The sequence below is a fragment of the Hydrogenophaga sp. genome, from assembly GCF_019635465.1.
Lineage (GTDB): Bacteria > Pseudomonadota > Gammaproteobacteria > Burkholderiales > Burkholderiaceae_C > Hydrogenophaga.
The window spans coordinates 40,015-55,652 of sequence record NZ_JAHBZK010000017.1; the positions used below are offsets into that span (position 1 = coordinate 40,015).

At 65.9% G+C, this 15,638-nt stretch carries 21 protein-coding genes; 6 read left to right on the top strand and 15 right to left on the bottom strand.

The window, feature by feature from the left end:
• The first annotated feature begins 73 nt into the window (after positions 1 to 73).
• Positions 74 to 1,420: an aromatic ring-hydroxylating dioxygenase subunit alpha gene (locus KF871_RS15385; protein ID WP_291144388.1), complete on the top strand. Its 1,347-nt coding sequence runs from the start codon at positions 74 to 76 to the stop codon at positions 1,418 to 1,420.
• On the top strand, positions 1,420 to 1,929 hold the full coding sequence (locus KF871_RS15390; protein WP_291144391.1) for an aromatic-ring-hydroxylating dioxygenase subunit beta: 510 nt from the start codon (positions 1,420 to 1,422) through the stop codon (positions 1,927 to 1,929). Before KF871_RS15385 ends, KF871_RS15390 begins: the two co-directional genes overlap by 1 nt.
• Here the strand turns inward: KF871_RS15390 and KF871_RS15395 are convergent.
• Genes KF871_RS15395 through KF871_RS15405 form a run of 3 tightly spaced genes read right to left on the bottom strand, consistent with a single transcriptional unit; the run spans position 1,917 to position 3,960 of the window.
• Positions 1,917 to 2,735, bottom strand: a complete 819-nt coding sequence (locus KF871_RS15395; protein WP_291144394.1) for a hypothetical protein — start codon at positions 2,733 to 2,735, stop codon at positions 1,917 to 1,919. The genes KF871_RS15390 and KF871_RS15395 overlap by 13 nt on opposite strands.
• Positions 2,732 to 3,688 (bottom strand): NAD-dependent epimerase/dehydratase family protein, encoded by a 957-nt coding sequence (locus KF871_RS15400; protein ID WP_291144397.1) that lies wholly within the window; start codon positions 3,686 to 3,688, stop codon positions 2,732 to 2,734. The genes KF871_RS15395 and KF871_RS15400 overlap by 4 nt, the downstream gene beginning before the upstream one ends.
• A 53-nt stretch (positions 3,689 to 3,741) precedes the next feature.
• Complete coding sequence (locus tag KF871_RS15405) at positions 3,742 to 3,960, bottom strand: SlyX family protein (protein WP_291144400.1); 219 nt, start codon at positions 3,958 to 3,960, stop codon at positions 3,742 to 3,744.
• Positions 3,961 to 4,337: 377 nt separating this feature from the next.
• Here KF871_RS15405 and KF871_RS15410 point away from each other — a divergent pair, with 377 nt between their 5' ends.
• Positions 4,338 to 4,961, top strand: coding sequence for a tyrosine-type recombinase/integrase (locus KF871_RS15410; protein WP_291144403.1), 624 nt, complete (start codon positions 4,338 to 4,340; stop codon positions 4,959 to 4,961).
• Here KF871_RS15410 and KF871_RS15415 read toward each other — a convergent pair.
• The 10 genes from KF871_RS15415 to KF871_RS15460 all read right to left on the bottom strand — a co-directional run bounded on the left by KF871_RS15415 (position 4,958) and on the right by KF871_RS15460 (position 13,084).
• The gene (locus KF871_RS15415) at positions 4,958 to 5,119 is read right to left on the bottom strand and encodes a hypothetical protein (protein WP_291144406.1); all 162 of its coding nucleotides are present in this window, start codon (positions 5,117 to 5,119) and stop codon (positions 4,958 to 4,960) included. The genes KF871_RS15410 and KF871_RS15415 overlap by 4 nt on opposite strands.
• Positions 5,120 to 5,141: 22 nt before the next feature.
• On the bottom strand, positions 5,142 to 6,278 hold the full coding sequence (locus tag KF871_RS15420) for a murein L,D-transpeptidase family protein (RefSeq protein WP_291144409.1): 1,137 nt from the start codon (positions 6,276 to 6,278) through the stop codon (positions 5,142 to 5,144).
• 170 nt (positions 6,279 to 6,448) lie between these two features.
• Positions 6,449 to 7,774 carry a M23 family metallopeptidase gene (locus KF871_RS15425; protein ID WP_291144412.1) on the bottom strand — a complete coding sequence of 442 codons (1,326 nt, stop codon included), beginning with the start codon at positions 7,772 to 7,774 and terminating at the stop codon, positions 6,449 to 6,451.
• A gap of 12 nt (positions 7,775 to 7,786) precedes the next feature.
• A complete protein-coding gene (locus KF871_RS15430; protein WP_291144611.1) occupies positions 7,787 to 8,359 on the bottom strand; it encodes an SCO family protein in 573 nt (190 codons plus the stop codon).
• A 64-nt stretch (positions 8,360 to 8,423) separates the two neighbouring features.
• Entirely contained in the window at positions 8,424 to 9,134 is a 711-nt protein-coding gene (locus tag KF871_RS15435; protein WP_291144414.1) for a thioredoxin domain-containing protein, read from the bottom strand.
• Complete coding sequence (locus tag KF871_RS15440; protein WP_291144417.1) at positions 9,131 to 9,547, bottom strand: disulfide bond formation protein B; 417 nt, start codon at positions 9,545 to 9,547, stop codon at positions 9,131 to 9,133. Before KF871_RS15440 ends, KF871_RS15435 begins: the two co-directional genes overlap by 4 nt.
• Complete coding sequence (gene lspA, locus KF871_RS15445) at positions 9,544 to 10,050, bottom strand: signal peptidase II (RefSeq protein WP_291144420.1); 507 nt, start codon at positions 10,048 to 10,050, stop codon at positions 9,544 to 9,546. Before lspA ends, KF871_RS15440 begins: the two co-directional genes overlap by 4 nt.
• A 104-nt stretch (positions 10,051 to 10,154) precedes the next feature.
• Positions 10,155 to 10,493: a hypothetical protein gene (locus KF871_RS15450; RefSeq protein WP_291144422.1), complete on the bottom strand. Its 339-nt coding sequence runs from the start codon at positions 10,491 to 10,493 to the stop codon at positions 10,155 to 10,157.
• A 39-nt stretch (positions 10,494 to 10,532) separates the two neighbouring features.
• Positions 10,533 to 10,796 carry a zinc ribbon domain-containing protein gene (locus KF871_RS15455; RefSeq protein ID WP_291144424.1) on the bottom strand — a complete coding sequence of 88 codons (264 nt, stop codon included), beginning with the start codon at positions 10,794 to 10,796 and terminating at the stop codon, positions 10,533 to 10,535.
• A gap of 14 nt (positions 10,797 to 10,810) precedes the next feature.
• Entirely contained in the window at positions 10,811 to 13,084 is a 2,274-nt protein-coding gene (locus KF871_RS15460; protein WP_291144428.1) for a heavy metal translocating P-type ATPase, read from the bottom strand.
• A gap of 86 nt (positions 13,085 to 13,170) precedes the next feature.
• Here KF871_RS15460 and KF871_RS15465 point away from each other — a divergent pair, with 86 nt between their 5' ends.
• Both KF871_RS15465 and KF871_RS15470 read left to right on the top strand, forming a co-directional pair.
• Entirely contained in the window at positions 13,171 to 13,566 is a 396-nt protein-coding gene (locus KF871_RS15465; protein ID WP_291144432.1) for a MerR family transcriptional regulator, read from the top strand.
• Positions 13,567 to 13,572: 6 nt separating this feature from the next.
• Positions 13,573 to 13,890, top strand: coding sequence for a YnfA family protein (locus KF871_RS15470; protein ID WP_291144435.1), 318 nt, complete (start codon positions 13,573 to 13,575; stop codon positions 13,888 to 13,890).
• Positions 13,891 to 13,905: 15 nt separating this feature from the next.
• Here KF871_RS15470 and KF871_RS15475 read toward each other — a convergent pair whose 3' ends face one another.
• Together KF871_RS15475 and KF871_RS15480 are read right to left on the bottom strand one after the other, a co-directional pair.
• Positions 13,906 to 14,724 (bottom strand): EamA family transporter, encoded by an 819-nt coding sequence (locus KF871_RS15475; protein WP_291144437.1) that lies wholly within the window; start codon positions 14,722 to 14,724, stop codon positions 13,906 to 13,908.
• 26 nt (positions 14,725 to 14,750) lie between these two features.
• Positions 14,751 to 15,191 carry a hypothetical protein gene (locus KF871_RS15480; RefSeq protein WP_367172062.1) on the bottom strand — a complete coding sequence of 147 codons (441 nt, stop codon included), beginning with the start codon at positions 15,189 to 15,191 and terminating at the stop codon, positions 14,751 to 14,753.
• A 206-nt stretch (positions 15,192 to 15,397) separates the two neighbouring features.
• Between KF871_RS15480 and KF871_RS15485 the strand changes: the two genes are divergently transcribed.
• Positions 15,398 to 15,616 carry a hypothetical protein gene (locus KF871_RS15485; protein WP_291144442.1) on the top strand — a complete coding sequence of 73 codons (219 nt, stop codon included), beginning with the start codon at positions 15,398 to 15,400 and terminating at the stop codon, positions 15,614 to 15,616.
• Positions 15,617 to 15,638: the final 22 nt, after the last annotated feature.

Genomic DNA, 15,638 nt, shown 5'->3' on the forward strand with positions numbered 1-15,638 from the left:
CGACCACCGGCGCTGGCCCGAATTAATCAGTAGGCTTATCATTTCGCCTCACCGCACCGACGCGTGAGGAGACATGAACGCACCGCAAGCCCTCGTGCGATGGCACGACCGCGGCACCAGCCGCATCCCGTTCTGGGCCTACACCGACCCCGAGCTGTACCAACGCGAGCTCGAGCGCATCTTCCATGGCGCGCACTGGTGTTATGTGGGTCTGGCCGTCGAGATTCCCAACACCGGTGACTACAAACTCAGCTGGGTGGGCGAGCGCCAGGTCATCATGGTGCGCGACCGCGTGGCACCCAAAGACCGCGGCACCGATCACGGCATCCGCGTGGTCGAGAACCGCTGTGCGCACCGCGGCGTGCGCTTTTGCCAGCCGCCCATGGACGGCGAGGTGGGCAATGCGCGCAGCTTCGTCTGCCCCTACCACCAGTGGACCTACAAACTCAACGGCGACCTGGCCGGACTGCCATTCAAGGACGGCGTCAAGGCCGAGGGACCTGAGGGCGAGTGCACCCACGGCGGCATGCCGCCCGACTTCGACCTGAGCAGGAACGGCCTGACCAAATTGCGCGTGGCCGTGCTGCACGGGCTGGTGTTTGCCACCTTCAGCGACGCCGCGGAGCCGCTGGAGGACTACCTGGGCAGCGAACTCAAGCCCTGGCTGGACCGCATCTTCCAGGGCCGCGAGCTCAAGCTGCTGGGCTACAACCGCCAGCGCATTCCAGGCAACTGGAAGCTGATGATGGAAAACATCAAGGACCCGTACCACCCGGGCCTGCTGCACACCTGGTTCGTCACCTTCGGCCTGTGGCGCGCCGATCAGAAGAGCCGCATGGTCATGGACGGGCAGGGCCGCCACGCGGTGATGATCAGCCGCCGCAACGACGGCGGCGAGAACAAGACCGTGACGCAGGGCGTGACCAGCTTCAAGGCCGACATGAAGCTCAACGACCCGCGACTGCTCGACGTGGTGCCCGAACCCTGGTGGACCATTGACGACCCGCAGAACCCCGGCGCCACCATCACGCCCACGGTCACCATGATCACGCTGTTCCCGAGCGTGATCATCCAGCAGCAGGTCAACTCACTCTCCACGCGCCACATCGTGCCGCGCGGGCCCAACGAGTTCGACTTCGTGTGGACCCATTTCGGTTTTGCCGACGACACCGAAGAGATGACCACGCGCCGTCTGCGCCAGGCCAACCTGTTCGGTCCCGCGGGCTTCGTCAGCGCCGACGACGGCGAGGTGATCGAGTTCAGCCAGGACGGCTTTCGGCAATGGGGCGAAGGCGGCGAGACCCTGGTGGAGCTGGGCGGCAAGGACGACGATGTGGGCAAGGCACCCACCGAGCACATGGTCACCGAGACGCTGATCAGATCGATGTACGCCTACTGGCGCCAAGTGATGGGCCTTTGATGAACGCCATCACCGACTCCGACCTGCGCAGCGTGCTGCGCCACCACGCCATCGACCGCTTCAACGCGGCCTATGCCGACGTGCTCGATCAACGCCGCTTTGCCGAGTGGCCCGACCTCTTTGTGGCCGATGGCCGCTACCGGGTGCAGGCGCGCGAAAACGCCGAGCGCGGCCTGCCGCTGTGCCTGCTCAACTTCGAGAGCCAGGCCATGATGCGCGACCGCATCGTCGGCGCCACCCAGACCATCTATCACGCGCCGTACTACACCCGCCACGTGATCGGCCCGTCGCGCATCACGCACGACGGCGATGGCAGCGCGGGTGACCCGGTGCGCGCCGAGGCCAACTACAGCGTGTTCCGCACCAAGCCCGGCAGCACCAGCGGGGTCTACCAGGTGGGGCGCTATGTGGATGCCTTCGTCGTGGAAGCGGGCGTCTGGAAGCTGCTGGAGCGCCGCTGCGTGTACGACAGCGAAATGGTGCTGAACTCGCTGATCTACCCTGTGTGAGCCGCTGCCCCGGGTCTGGGCCACCTTGAGCCCAGGCCGAGCGCACCGGCAACCACCATGTAGAGCAACCACAGCAACGCGATCGGGATCACCACCGTCTGCATCACGAAGACGACGATCAGCTTGATCACCCGCTCGGGCACTTCCGACACCGCGCGCTGGATGGCCTCCAGGTCCGGCAGCTTCTTCTTGATCCGGTCGATGAGACCGGTTTCGTCGTCGGGCACCGCAGCGCCCACCTGCGCGGCCGCCACCTCCAGCGTGGCCTGCCCCTGGGCATAGTCGGTGGCCATCAGCTCATCGAACAGCAGGTGGCTGCCCAGGGCCACCACCGGGATGGCCACCCGCACCATCGCCAGCACGAGCGTGGCGCGCGTCAGCCAGCGCGGCGCACCACCGCGCAGGCTGCAAACGCCCCAGGCGATGGCGAGGGCAGACAGCACGGCCGAGACGACCCAGTGCGCGCCAATGGCCAGCAGCATCTTCTGCACGCCAAACGCCACGCTGGCCATGAGCATCAGCGACGAGAACGACTCCACCAGATCGTTGATCGGGTCCAGGATCTGGCCCAGCGTGAGCGTGACGCCAACGCCCAGCGGCGCGACCTCCACCGCGGTGCCCTGCAGCACCGAGATGACCCCGTTGAGCGTGCGCGCCGAGGCAAAGCTGATCAAGGCGCGGTTGAGCCCCGCGTCGATCTGCTCGTTGGCCTGCGCAACGATGGGCGGGTACCAGGCGCAGACCACGATCACCAGCACCAGTGCCACCACCAGCAGACGCCGCAGATGCGTCAGGGTGGGCTTCATGGGTGGGCTCCCGGGTCATCGACCTTGCGCACCGACGCTTGGTGGATGTGTTGCAGACCTTGCCGGTAGGTGGTCACCGCAAAGTCTGCAAAACGCTGCTTGAAGGCCGAGGAGTCGAACAGGTTGTTGTGTTCGTACCGTGGCAGCAGTTCCCGCAGCTCCCGTGCCGGCTTCGACACGAGGCCTACCGCCGTCAGCGCCCATTTGCCGATGACCTTGTACGAAGGCGCTGTGCCAAACACATCAGCCGCCAACGCCACGAATTCGCGGTAGGTCAGGCGCTCGTCGTCACAGGGCAGGTGCCAGGTCCGCCCGAACGCGTCGGGCGTGTTGCCGAGCACGGCCAGCGCGCGGCTCGCGTCGGGCGTCCAGATCAGTGTGCGCAGCGTGTCGTCCCGCACGGGCACGCGCGGCGTCTTGCCCGCCTTGATGGCATCGATGACCAGCGCGTTGGTGAAGCTCTGCGTTTTGCCGGGGCCATAGAACTCCGGTGCGCGGCCAATGAGCACCGGGATGTCGCCACGCGCCATCTCGTCCAGCACCCGGGTGGCCATGGCCGCCCGCACCTTGCCCTTGCGCCCCATTGGCATGAACGGGGTCTGCTCGGTCTGCACGCGATCGTCCTGCGGGTACATGTAGGTGTTGTCGAAGTAGACGAACCGGGCGCCAGCAGCGCGGGTGGCGTCGAGCGCGTTCTTCAACATGACCGGGAACTGTGCCTCCCACAGCGCCGTGTCCGGCGGCAGGCCCGCCGTGAAGTAGACGACGCTGCTGCCCTTGACCGCCTCGGCCGCCTGCCGGGCATCGAGCAAGTCTGCCGGCAGCAGCGTGTCGGTGTCGTTGACCTTGCGCGGCTGACGGCTCACGAGCCGGAGATCGGTCGTGTACTGGCGACCCAGCTCGCGCGCGAGTTCAATGGCTATCTGGCCAGTGGCCCCCAGGATGGTTTGCATGCGGCTGTCCTGTGTCTCGAAGGCGGTATCGACCGGCGCGTCACCATACTTGCTCAGTAGTGCGGCGGCAGTTCGTCGCGCAGACTGCGAAAGGCGGGGGCACCGTCAGCCGCGGGCATCTGGTTGCGCAGCGCGGAGAGCTCAGCGGTGAGGCGGTTGATCTGGGCCTGCTGGCGCGCGACGATCTCGTTGAGCGTGTCCAGCAGGTCTTCGGCGAAGCTCGCCTTGATCTCGAGATTGGTGAGGCGGGCGTCGGCGTCGGTGGGTTCCATCGGCAGTATTGTCTCGCGTCACGCGGTGGGGCAACGCGTTGGGAGGTCCGGGCGGAGCTTTGGTGAATGGGCAACCTCCTGGGTCATTGCCCGTGCCTCTCCTGCTGGATGTGGGTCCCTCACGAGCCGCTTCCGACCCGTTGCAGTCGTCCAGTTTTAGGAGGGGGACCTATGTCCGCTTCGCAGCGAAAGCCGTCTCTTGAATTGTTCGTTCTGACGGCTGCTTTCGGGCGTACATCGGTCATTCACTTGCGCCATAAATTCCCTCTTCTACATGGGATCAAATGAGAGGCACCCTGGCCGAGCTTGACGTTGCGCAAACCCATGAGATTTCACAGGCGCAAGCTGTCTGCCCCTCAACTCGATGGGAGACCATCATGGAAACATTGGACAGTTCCGTGCATCGGGAGCCTTGGAACAAGGGAAAAATCGTTGGGCAGAAAGCGCCCTTCAAGCTGAAAGACATTTGGGCGCTGCGCGTGCGCCTTCAAATGCAAGGGCGTGTCCGAGAGTTGGCGCTCTTCAATCTCGGCATCGATAGCAAACTGCGTGGATGTGACCTCGTGTCCCTCAAGGTGCGAGATGTGTGCCACGGTGATCAGATGGCCACGCGAGCCATCGTCATGCAGCACAAGACTCAGCGACCGGTGCAGTTCGAGATCACCTCAGCAACAAGGGACTCATTGCAGACATGGATCAAGCAGACTGCATTGAGATCGGATGATTTCTTGTTTCCCAGCAGATTGCACAAGTCACCTCACCTGGGAACCCGGCAGTACGCCCGGATTCTTGGGCACTGGGTGGATGAGCTGGGACTGGATCGCGCCGACTACGGGACGCATTCAATGCGAAGAACCAAGGCGACTTTGATCTATCGCCGCACCAAGAACCTTCGTGCCGTTCAGTTGCTACTCGGTCACTCCAAGCTCGAATCGACGGTGAGATACCTCGGCATTGAGGTCGATGACGCTCTTGAAATCTCTGAACAAACGGAAATTTAGAGCAGCGCATTGCCAATGACGGAAGCCGAACGCAGGCTCATGGCCTGCTCGGCGATCATGGGCGAGAGTAGCAAGCCGTTGAACAGATGCAGCAGACCAGCGGCCGAGGGAATGTCCTGCGCGTTGTAAACGATGGCGAACCTCAGGTTCTGCTCCATGTTGGCCACGGTGGCCGGCCGCTCACACCTGCTTAGACGGCCCCGTCAAAGAACAGGCGCCAGCGCCCTTGCTCCCGGACCCAGTACTGGCGGCGTTCCGTGCTGCGCGCCGGCTTCGGCGCCACCGCGCTGTAGTCGATGATGGCGACCTCCGACTGGCGTTTCCAGCGGAACACCGAGACGTCGCGCCATCCGGTGGGCGGTTCGGGTTCGCGGGGACGCGCGCTCTCCGCGTCCGTGGACACCCGGCGCAACGGGCTGCTGCGCCGCGCGCGTTGTTGTAGTCGGCGGTCTGCAGCGCCTGCAGGGCGCCACGGTCCCCCCGAGCCCTGGCCTGCTGCCACTGACCCAGCAGGGATTCGAAGCTCTGGCGTTGGGCGGCCTTGTCGGCAGGGCGAACCCAGGTCACCTCGTCCGTGATCACCACTGGCGTGCGCCGCGTTTGCAGCACTTGCATGAGGTAGGCCATGTCGTCGTTGGCCAGGGCCACGCAGCCCCCAGTGGCGTAGGGGCTGCGCGAGTAGGTGGCGCGCGGCACGCCATGCAGCCAGATGCCGCTGCCGGTGCGTCCCAGGCGGCGGTCGTGTTCGTTGGGGTAGTTCAGCGGGAGCGCGCCGATGCCGTACAGCTCCTCGACCTGCTGGTCGTCCAGGCGGCTGGTGATGAAGTACACCCCCAGCGGGGTGCGCAGGTCGCCTTTTACCCACTTGTCGAATCCCGCTTGACCGATGGACGCGTAGAAGCTGCGCAACAGTTGCAGGCCGTTCGCCTGGTGCTCGAAGACGTAGACCCGCGAATGGCTGGCGTCCACTACCACCACGTGCCGGACGTTGCGCGCCACTTGCAGCGCCTGTTCCGGCACCAAGCCGGCGGGTGGCATTTCCTTCAACGCGCCCAGCCGGCGCTGGGCTTCGGTGCGCAGCTTCTGCAGTTGTCCTCGCACCGCGGGCGGGCCGTCCGTCGCGGTGCAGAAGTCGGGAAACGATCCGCTGCGGGCCAGCAGCAGGTCGCCATACACCAGCTGGCCCAGCTGAAAACTGGGCACATCCCGCACCAGCGCCGCCGCCAGTGGCAAGGCCTGGGGGTCACCGGCGGCAATGGCCCGGTAGATCTGGATCAGCCGCGCCTCGGGCGACGAGCGCAAGCTGCCGGCCAGCACGGCGCCCTCGTACGATGGGCTGCGGGCCGGCTGGGCGTTGGCGGGTTGGAAGGGCTAGGCCAGCGCCGACACCGCGGCTGCGCTACGCGCGAGCCAGATCCGCCGGGTGGACGAATCGGAGGGCGCGTTCACGGGGTGGTCGATCTGAGACATGAGCTTGGGTGGTCGGGTCACTGCACGCTGGCCCATGCGACGGAGGCGGCCGTAACGAGCTGTTCCCGCATGGCATTGGCCTCCCGCTGAAACGACGGCAGCTGCGCCAGCACCGGGGTGTTGGCCCCTAGCGCCTCCACGATCCGGGTCGGGTTGGTGCGCCGTCCTTTGACGAGGTATTCAAAGTGCAGATTCGGTCCCGTCGCCGTGCCGGTGGAACCGACCGTGCCAATGTTCTGACCTTGCTGAACACGCTGCCCCGCCCGGACCGCGATGCGTTGAAGGTGGGCGTAGGCGGTTGCGGCGTTGTCGGGGTGGCGGATCACCACGTAGTTGCCGTACCCGCCCTGCTGGCCGGCGAACGTCACCACGCCGTCGGCGACGGTTCGCACGGGCGTTCCCGCCGGCGCCCCGTAGTCCGTGCCCTTGTGGTCTTTCTGCACACCGAACACTGGGTGGATGCGCGGCCCGTACGAACTGGTGACTCGGGAAAACGCCAAGGGCGATGCCAGGAAAGCCCGTCGCTGGCTCGTGCCGTCGAGGCTGACGAACTCGCCCGCTTGGCCCGGCTCCTGGAACCACATGGCCTGGTGGCTGTCCTTGCCGTTGCGGACCTCGGCGCCCAGCAGCCGCCCGGTGAACAGGGTTTCGCCCTCCAGCTCGAACGCCTCGTACACCAGGCTGAACCGCGCCCCGCGCTGCAGGTCGCGCTGGAAATCGATATCGCCGGAGAACGCCTCCACCACCTGGGCCGCAATGGCGTCCGGGATGCCCGCCTGGTCAGCGGCCGCATAGAACGAGGAACGCAGTGTGAGCCCGCCGAAGCGCACCAGGCGCCGGGGCACGGGCTGTTCGAGCCGGGAGCGGTACATCCCGTCCTGCGCCTGAACCACCAGCCGGCTGACGCGTTGGCTGCCATCCACCCAGCGCACCGTCAAGCCGTGCAGCTGGCCTTCGGGCGTTCGGGTGACGGAGGCGAGCTTGCCGGACGGGCCCGCCAGCAGCAGGCGCGATGTGGCATCGCGCGCCAGGAAGTACTGCGCGTCGCGGTCTTCAACCCCCAGACGCCGGAGCAGCGATTGCAGGGAATCATCGCGCCGGGTGGTTTCTGACTGGTGAACCAGGAAGTCGGTGCTGGGTGCCGTGGGCGCGGCCGTTGCCAGCGGCGCCTCCACCGGCTCCACCACTTGCCGGACCGTCCACTGAGCGGCGTCGGGCAAGGAGGTAGAGACGCCGAAGGCCATGACGCCGGTACCCAGCATCAGGGCGCCGAGGACCGTCACCACAGGCCCTCGGCGGTGGTGGACCTGTGCGAGCACCAGGTGTAGCGGGACGTTTCTCATGACAGGACGTCCTCAGGCGGCGGACAGCAGCACCTGGATGTCCGCCGCGATGGTGGCGGCGTCGGTTCCATAGGCCGAGAACAGGCGGACCCGGCTTTCGGTATCGAAGATGTACTTGCCGGCCGAGTGGTCCATGGTGTAGCTAGTCGGGGTGGAGCCGGACACCTTCTTGAAGTAGATCTTGAAGTCGCTTGCAACGCGTTGGACTTCATCGGGCTCAGGGCGCAAGGCCAGGAAGCCTGGGTCGAAGCTGGCCATGTACTCCTTGAGCAAGGCCTGGGTGTCGCGCTCGGGATCGATCGTGATGAACAGCACTTGCAAGCGATCACCCTGCGCGCCCAGCAGGCGCTTGACCTCCGCCATGGTGTTCATGGACGTGGGGCAGACGTCCGGGCACTGCGTGAAGCCGAAGAAGATCACAGCGATCTGGCCCTTGAAGTCCTGCATCGTCCTCACGTTGCCGTGGTGGTCCTTGAGCTTGAGGTCTTTTGCGAAAGCCGCGCCGGTCACGTCGGTGCTCTTGAACTCAGGCTTTTTGGGTGAACAGGCCAGCAGCAGCACAGGCGCCGCACAGGCGAGAGCCATCTGCACGAAACGGCGGCGACCGGTGGCGACTGGGGTCGTGGGAAAGGGGATGTGCTGGCTCATGTCACTTCCTGGCTTTGGCCACTTCTTCGGCCACGAGGGCCATCAACTGCTGGTCGCCAAACGACGGCAGCCCGCGGCCGTTGACGAAGAAAGTGGGGGTCTTGGTCACTTCCAGCGCGGTCAGGTCCTCGATGTCCTGCTTCAACACCGCCGCTATGTCCGACCCCTGGGCGTCGGCCTTCGCTTTCTGGATGTCCAGGCCCGCAGCCTCGGCCGCCTGGTAGGCCAGGTCGAGGTTGGGATTGCCATGGTCTGCCCACTGCGGCTGGGCAGCCAGCACCGACTCCAGTACCGGCAGGTATTTGTTCTGCCGCTTGGACGCCTCCAGCAGCTTGACCACCTGGTCGGAGCCCGCATGGAAGGGGGCGTAGCGGATCACCAGGCGCACATCCTTCGGGTACTGCTGGAGGATGTTCTTGACGATGGGGTAAAACGCCCGGCAGGTCTCGCAGGCCGGGTCAAAAAACTCGACGATGGTGACCGGCGCGGTGCTGGGGCCAAAGACGGGCGAATGGAAGCGGATCAGGCGGTTGTCGGCCGGCTGGGCCTGCCCGTCGGCTGTTGAGCCGGAGGGGGCGGACTGGTTGATGGCCTGGTTGACCTTCTCGGCCTGGGACTGCTGCACACGCTTCTGGTACGCGTTCATGCCCAGGAAAAAGAACACCAGGACAATGACGACCAGGGCGGCGACGGTGATTTTTTTGGAGTTCATCGGGAAGACTTTCGGAGGTAGACGATGAGCAGGAGCGCCAGGACCACGAAGGCTGCCAGTGACAGCCACGGAATCTGGACGCCGTTGAGGATTTCGAGCTTCTGGTCGGCGCAGGACACGCCGGCGCTGCAGGGGACCCAGGCCTTGGGGATCAGACCGGCCACCAGCAGGGTGTGGTACGCCGCGATGGCCAGTCCACCGAGGGACAGCCACAGGGCATAGACCGCACCGCGGCGGTCGTCCTGGTAGGCAGCGATGCCCAGCACGATGGCCAGCGGGAACATGAAGATGCGCTGGTACCAGCACAGCACGCAGGGCGTCATGCCCATGACCTCGCCCAGGAACAGCGCGCCCAGGGTGGCGCTGGTGGCGACCAGCCAGGCCAGCAGCAGCAGGGTCCACGGGCGGTTCATGGGGCGCTCCTGGAGGCGGCTTTGGCGGGGCGCAGGGACATCAGGATCCAGGCACCCGCCGCCAGCACGATGAACACGTCGGCCAGGTTGAACGCCGGCCAGTGCAGGCCTCGCCAGTGCAGGTCGAGGAAGTCGGTGACGGCGCCGCTGTCGATGCGGTCGATGAGGTTGCCACTGCCGCCGGCCACGATCAAGGCGCCGGCCAGGCGTTCGAGCGGGTCGACCTGCCGCGCCAGGCAGACGAAGGTGATGGGCACGATCACCAGCACGCCGACGACGATGAAGAACACCCGCTGCCAGCCGCCCGAATCGGCCAGCAGAGAAAACGCGGCACCAGTGTTCAGCACATGGACCAGGTTGAACCAGGACGTGACCTCGATGGCCGTGCCCAAGGGAATGGTGGCGGCGAACCAGGCCTTGCTCAGCTGGTCCATGGCCAGCAGCAGGCCCACGGCGAGGAGCCAGGCCAGGCGGGGACGGCCCCGCCAGGAAAATACAGACATGAAAAACACCCTGAAAGAACGGACATCGCCAACCACACGGGCTGGCGCGCTTCACAGGGATCGGTGGTGCGGCGAAACGTGCCGCGAAGACTGCCGAACCCCGGTCAGGCCAGGGTGAGCCACTGTGGCCGTTCGGGCCGCTCAATCAGCATGACTTCGGTCCAGGGCTTGGGGCCCGACCGCAGGCCGCGAGCGGTGTCGCCCACGGCCCAAGGGGCGCTGGCCGACAGGGCCATGGCGCCCGTGTGGCAGCTGCCGCAGTGGGGATGCTGCGCGTGGGATTCGCCCACCGCCTCATCGGCGGCGGCCTGTGCGGACGCCTCGGTCAGGCTGGCGTGCAATGGCGCGCAGGGCTCGTGTGCACAGGGCGCGCCCGTGGCTGCGCCGGCCCACTGCAAGGGCAGGCAGAACAGCATCAGGAGGGCAAGCAGGCAGGCGCGCATGGAGGAACGATTGTAGGCGGCGACGTCGAGGCCGGTCATTCATGTGGATGGCGAACCGCAGGATACGCAGAACCGGGCACCAGGCGCCAAGGCGATGCCGCACTGCTTGCATGGTGCGGGCAGCAAAGACTGGCCACACTGACGACAGAACCGGTCGGCTGCCGCCGTCGAGGTCCTGCAGCCCGGGCAGATGTTCCCGGACGAAATGCCTTCGTGACGGACATCCACCCTGTGCCCATCGCGCTCATGGTGCCTTCCATGGTGATGACCGTGTTTGCCAAACAGCTGATCAAAAAGTCCCATCGCGGCCTCCCCTGTCAACGCCGCAGCAGACGCAGCCCGTTGCCAACGACCAGCAGACTCGCCCCGACGTCGGCGAACACAGCCAGCCACATGGTGCCCAGGCCCATGAGCGTGAGCACAAGGAACACGGCCTTGATCCCCAGCGCCATCGTGATGTTCTGGATCAGCACTGCATGCGTGGTCTTCGACAAACGAATGAAGGTGGGTATCTTGCGCAGATCGTCGTCCATGAGCGCCACGTCGGCGGTCTCGATGGCGGTGTCGGTGCCCATCGCGCCCATGGCGAATCCGATGTCCGAGCGCGCCAGGGCCGGCGCATCGTTGATGCCGTCGCCGACCATGCCCACCTGGCCTTCGCGACTTAGGCTCTCAATGGCGCGCAGCTTGTCCTCCGGCAACTGGTTGCCTCGGGCCTGGTCAATGCCCACCTGCTGGGCGATGGCCTCGGCCGTGTGGGGGTTGTCGCCGGTCAGCATCACGGTCCGTACGCCCAGTTGATGGAGTTCAGCGATGGCTGCACGGCTGCTGTCCTTGACTGTGTCTGCCACCGCGAACAGGGCCAGCACCCGGCTTTCGTTCGCCAACATCACCACCGTCTTGCCCTGCCGCTCCATGGTGTCCAGCAGGGTCTCCAGCTCTGGGGTGCACAGGCCCGACTCGTGAACCATGCGGTGGTTACCCAGGCTGTAGCCAGCGCCAGCGATCACACCCTTCACACCCCTTCCAGGCAGGGCCTCGAACGCGTCCACCGGCACCCGCGCACCGCCACGGGTGTCAGCCGCCTTCGCCACGGCTTGTGAGACCGGGTGATCCGATCGGCCAGCCAGGCTGGCGGCCAGGCTCAGGCATTGCGCTTCCTCCATGTCGTCCAGCAGTTCAAAGTTGGTTTGAACGGGCTTGCCGTGAGTGATTGTTCCTGTCTTGTCCAGTGCCAGCCAGCGCAGCTTGCGGCCCTCCTCAAGGTACACACCGCCTTTGATCAGCACACCGTGGCGTGCCGCAGCGGCCAGCCCGCTGACGATGGTCACAGGCGTCGAGATCACCAGCGCGCAGGGGCAGGCGATGACCACCAGGACTAGGGCTTTGTAGATCCAGTCATGCCAGGCCCCGCCCATCAACAGCGGTGGCAACACGGCCACGGCCACGGCCATCGCGAACACCAGGGGGGTGTAGACGCGAGCGAACTGGTCGACAAAGCGTTGCGTGGGCGCACGCGCGCCCTGCGCTTCTTCGACCGCGTGGATGATCCGGGCCAGGGTGCTGTTGCTGGCCGGCGCGGTGACCCGGTATTCCAGCGAACCCGCCTCGTTGATGGTGCCGGCAAACACCGCGTCTCCCTCGGTTTTGTCGACGGGCAGGCTTTCTCCCGTGATGGGGGCCTGATTGACCGTGGAGCGGCCACTGACGACGGTGCCGTCCAGCGCGATCCGCTCGCCGGGCCGCACCCGCACGAGATCCCCCACCGCCACGGCCTTGGCATCCGCCAGCTGCCAACTGCCATCGGCCTGCTGCACCGTGGCTTGGTCGGGCGTGAGGCGCATCAACCCTTCGATGGCGTTGCGTGCACGGTCCAGTGACTTGGCCTCGATCAGCTCAGCCACTGTGAAGAGCACCATCACCATGGCGGCTTCTGGCCATTGCCCCAGCGCGAGCGCACCGGTGACGGCGATGCTCATCAGCGCGTTGATGTTGAGGTTGCCGTTGCGGATGGCCACCCAGCCCTTTTTGTAGGTGGTCAACCCCGATCCCAGCACGGCCAGAACCGCCAGACCGGCCGCCAGCAGCTCGGGCAGGCCGGCCCAGCTCACCGCCTCTGACGCAATGGCGGCCAGACCGGCCAGGGCCAGCGGCCACCAGGGTTTGACGGGCACCTGCATGGGTTGGCGTGCGGCGTCCGGGGTGGCCACCTCGGGCTGGAATCCAAGTGATCGCACCGTCTCCAGAACGGGCTCCAGTGCACCGGGGGCATGCACCACGGTCAAGACCCGCTGCACCAGGTTGAAGTCCAGCTGCTTGACTTGAGGCATCGGGCCGAGCTTTTTGCGAAGCAAGGCCTCTTCCGTCGGACAGTCCATCTGCAGGATGCGGATGGGCGTTCGCACACCCTCGGTGTCGCTTTGTGCCGCATCGAACTGGCCGAGGGGCGCCACCGCCGGTGCACAGCAGGCCTGCGATCTGCAGCCGGAATGACCATGGTCAGGGTCATTCGGGTGGTCATTAACAGGTGGTGTTTGCGGGTTGGCTTCGCTGGCGTGCGCGTGACCGTGGTCACAACAATGGGCAGACATGGAAACTCCCGAAAAGAACAGAATGCCGGTATTGAAAACCCTGGAGCGGCTCCAGAGTCAAGCCCGATCAATCACCGGAGGGAAGCATGCGCATCAAGGAACTGGCCCAGGCCACGGGCGTGGATGTGGAGACCATCCGCTACTACGAAAAGCAGGGCCTGCTGCCGGCGCCTGCCCGGCAGGACAACGGCTACCGCGACTACGCGGACGAACACCTGGAACGCCTGGCCTTCGTCCGCCACTGCCGCGCGCTGGATGCTCCGGGCACGCCGCACCCGGACGTGGATCAGCTGGTGCAGGAGCAGATCGAGCGGGTGCGGGCGCGGCTCAAGAGCATGCGCGCACTGGAAAAGCAGTTGCTGCTGCTCCAGGCCAGCTGCGGGCGCTGTGATGCGGACGGAGCCGATTGCGGCATCCTCAAGGAGCTCGTGGCTGCCGCCCACGGTGAAGCCTGTGCCTGCCATGGCCACCTTGCGCACTGATCCGCCATGAAAACCTTTCTGCTGTACGCCGCCACCGCCCTGGCCGAGATCCTTGGTTGTTACCTGCCCTGGCTTTGGTTGCGTCAAGGCGCCTCGGTCTGGCTGCTGCTGCCCGCGGCGGCCAGCCTGGCGCTGTTCGCCTGGCTGCTGACCTTGCACGACGCTGCTTCGGGCCGCGTGTACGCGGCCTACGGCGGTGTCTACATCGGCGCCGCCATCGCCTGGCTGTGGGCAGTGGACGGCGTGCGGCCCTCGACCTGGGATGCTGCGGGTGCCAGCGTGGCGCTGCTGGGCATGGGCATCATCGCGTTCCAGCCGCGCTGACCGGCTCCGAGCTCTTCAATGCCTGTGCGTGTGGTGCGCGTCGGGCACGTGGGGGTGGCTGTGGTGCAGATCGGCGTGCACATGCCGGTGGCTGTGCGGGCCGGTGGGCATGGGTTCGTGGCGATGCAGATGGTGCCCGTCGTCGTGGGTGTGCGCGTGTTCGTGCTCCAGCGCCTCGTGGTCGTGTTCGTGTTCGTGTTCGTGTTCGTGTTCGTGGCCGTGATCTTCCAGCCGGTGCACCACCACGCCACCCACCATGAGAAGGCCGCCCAGGAGCAACAACACCCCGGGAGTGCGCTCGTCCAGCGCGAACGCGCCCAGCGCGCCGATGAAGGGCGCGAACGCGAACACCGAGCCGGTGCGAGCCGCGCCGAACTGGCGTTGCGCCAGCAGGTAGAAGCGCAGGCTCAGGCCATAGCCGCTGGCGCCAACGGCCAGCAGCGCCAGCGCCGCCCCCTGGGTGGGCAGCGGTTCGCCCCGCAGCAGGGCGACCGCCGTGGTGGCCAGTGCCCCCAGCGCTGCCTTGGCCAGCACCACCTGACCCGGATCCCGCTCGGCGACCCCGCGCGAGAGGGTGTTGTCCACCCCCCAGGCCACGGTGGCCAGCAGGCGCGGCGCGTCGCTTCGCGACAGGGGCTCTTCGCGGCTGGCGCCCCGGCGCTGGAACACCGCCACCAGGGCCGCGCCACCGTACAGCAGCGCCGCCGTGGTGAATGGCCCCAGCCCCTGGCCGAAGCGCTGCACCAGTGGCGTGCTCAGGCCGAACAGGGCCGCGGCCAGCAGCGCCAGCAGTCCACCGCGCACCACGGGCGATGAAAGCTCGCGGGTGCGCATGGCTTATCTCTGCAGAGTTCGGCCGTTCATACCTTGGCCAGGAAGGCCGCCGCATCACCCGCTTCACACTTCCAGTCTGCGAAGACCCCAACCAAATTGCATTCCACGCAACGGCAAGCGATGTAGTACCAACGCACGTCATGTGTGCCCTCGTACACGGAGACGCCGGACATCAGTTCAAACACCTCGTTTTCACACACGCACTCGTGCGCCTCGGGCAAGGCTTCTTCAACGTATTCCGCACTGTCGCCCATCAGGTGTTCCTGCCCGCAGTCGGAGCAAGTGCGGATTGCCACGCCGGCTTCTTCATCGGTCTGCAGCGCGAAGCTCCGGGACCCGCAGTCGCATTTGGACGCGGCAAACCGGACGGCCTCATGGCGATTCGCAACGCTGTAGCTGCGCAGCTCGGCTTGGGTGTCGCCCGACGTGGTTCCGTACCAGAACTCGCCTTTCTTCGTCAGTGCCATTGTTGCTGTTCCATTCTTCAAGGTGATACTCCCGCAGGACCGACGCCAAGCTCGCCCCGATCATCTGGATTTTGCCTGGAGGCCCGGCGAATCCTCGTCAAGTGCCCTGGTCAGGTGGTCACCTGGCGCCGATACGCATTGGCGACGGGCAGATGTGCAGCGGTTGCGGTCACATACACCGGCAAGGCAGATGACTCAATCGCGAGTTGAACCAGACCTCGGGCACGGTCATCGCCGGCACTACACTTAGCGCGCAACCCAGCTTGGGAAAAGGCGGCCGGATGGCGGCTTCGGTGGTGGTCAAGACGCTGCACAAGCGCTACAAGTACCTGCCCAACCGGCGGGATGAGTCGATGCTGTCGGTGTTGACTCACAGGGGAGTCTCTTTCCCGGGCAGTAGGGAGGAACGTGATGCTCAAATCTGAAAGAAGCCTGCACTGGGCCGCG

Excerpts from the sequence above, each read along its gene's own strand:
- KF871_RS15455 (WP_291144424.1), bottom strand. The coding sequence starts at position 10,796 with ATGGGACTTTTTGATCAGCTGTTTGGCAAACACGGTCATCACCATGGA.
- KF871_RS15385 (WP_291144388.1), top strand. The coding sequence starts at position 74 with ATGAACGCACCGCAAGCCCTCGTGCGATGGCACGACCGCGGCACCAGC.
- KF871_RS15395 (WP_291144394.1), bottom strand. The coding sequence starts at position 2,735 with ATGAAGCCCACCCTGACGCATCTGCGGCGTCTGCTGGTGGTGGCACTG.
- lspA (WP_291144420.1), bottom strand. The coding sequence starts at position 10,050 with ATGTCTGTATTTTCCTGGCGGGGCCGTCCCCGCCTGGCCTGGCTCCTC.
- KF871_RS15425 (WP_291144412.1), bottom strand. The coding sequence starts at position 7,774 with ATGAGAAACGTCCCGCTACACCTGGTGCTCGCACAGGTCCACCACCGC.
- KF871_RS15405 (WP_291144400.1), bottom strand. The coding sequence starts at position 3,960 with ATGGAACCCACCGACGCCGACGCCCGCCTCACCAATCTCGAGATCAAG.
- KF871_RS15435 (WP_291144414.1), bottom strand. The coding sequence starts at position 9,134 with ATGAACTCCAAAAAAATCACCGTCGCCGCCCTGGTCGTCATTGTCCTG.
- KF871_RS15430 (WP_291144611.1), bottom strand. The coding sequence starts at position 8,359 with ATGGCTCTCGCCTGTGCGGCGCCTGTGCTGCTGCTGGCCTGTTCACCC.
- KF871_RS15470 (WP_291144435.1), top strand. The coding sequence starts at position 13,573 with ATGAAAACCTTTCTGCTGTACGCCGCCACCGCCCTGGCCGAGATCCTT.
- KF871_RS15460 (WP_291144428.1), bottom strand. The coding sequence starts at position 13,084 with ATGTCTGCCCATTGTTGTGACCACGGTCACGCGCACGCCAGCGAAGCC.
- KF871_RS15465 (WP_291144432.1), top strand. The coding sequence starts at position 13,171 with ATGCGCATCAAGGAACTGGCCCAGGCCACGGGCGTGGATGTGGAGACC.
- KF871_RS15440 (WP_291144417.1), bottom strand. The coding sequence starts at position 9,547 with ATGAACCGCCCGTGGACCCTGCTGCTGCTGGCCTGGCTGGTCGCCACC.
- KF871_RS15390 (WP_291144391.1), top strand. The coding sequence starts at position 1,420 with ATGAACGCCATCACCGACTCCGACCTGCGCAGCGTGCTGCGCCACCAC.
- KF871_RS15450 (WP_291144422.1), bottom strand. The coding sequence starts at position 10,493 with ATGCGCGCCTGCCTGCTTGCCCTCCTGATGCTGTTCTGCCTGCCCTTG.
- KF871_RS15475 (WP_291144437.1), bottom strand. The coding sequence starts at position 14,724 with ATGCGCACCCGCGAGCTTTCATCGCCCGTGGTGCGCGGTGGACTGCTG.
- KF871_RS15410 (WP_291144403.1), top strand. The coding sequence starts at position 4,338 with ATGGAAACATTGGACAGTTCCGTGCATCGGGAGCCTTGGAACAAGGGA.
- KF871_RS15400 (WP_291144397.1), bottom strand. The coding sequence starts at position 3,688 with ATGCAAACCATCCTGGGGGCCACTGGCCAGATAGCCATTGAACTCGCG.
- KF871_RS15480 (WP_367172062.1), bottom strand. The coding sequence starts at position 15,191 with ATGGCACTGACGAAGAAAGGCGAGTTCTGGTACGGAACCACGTCGGGC.
- KF871_RS15415 (WP_291144406.1), bottom strand. The coding sequence starts at position 5,119 with ATGGAGCAGAACCTGAGGTTCGCCATCGTTTACAACGCGCAGGACATT.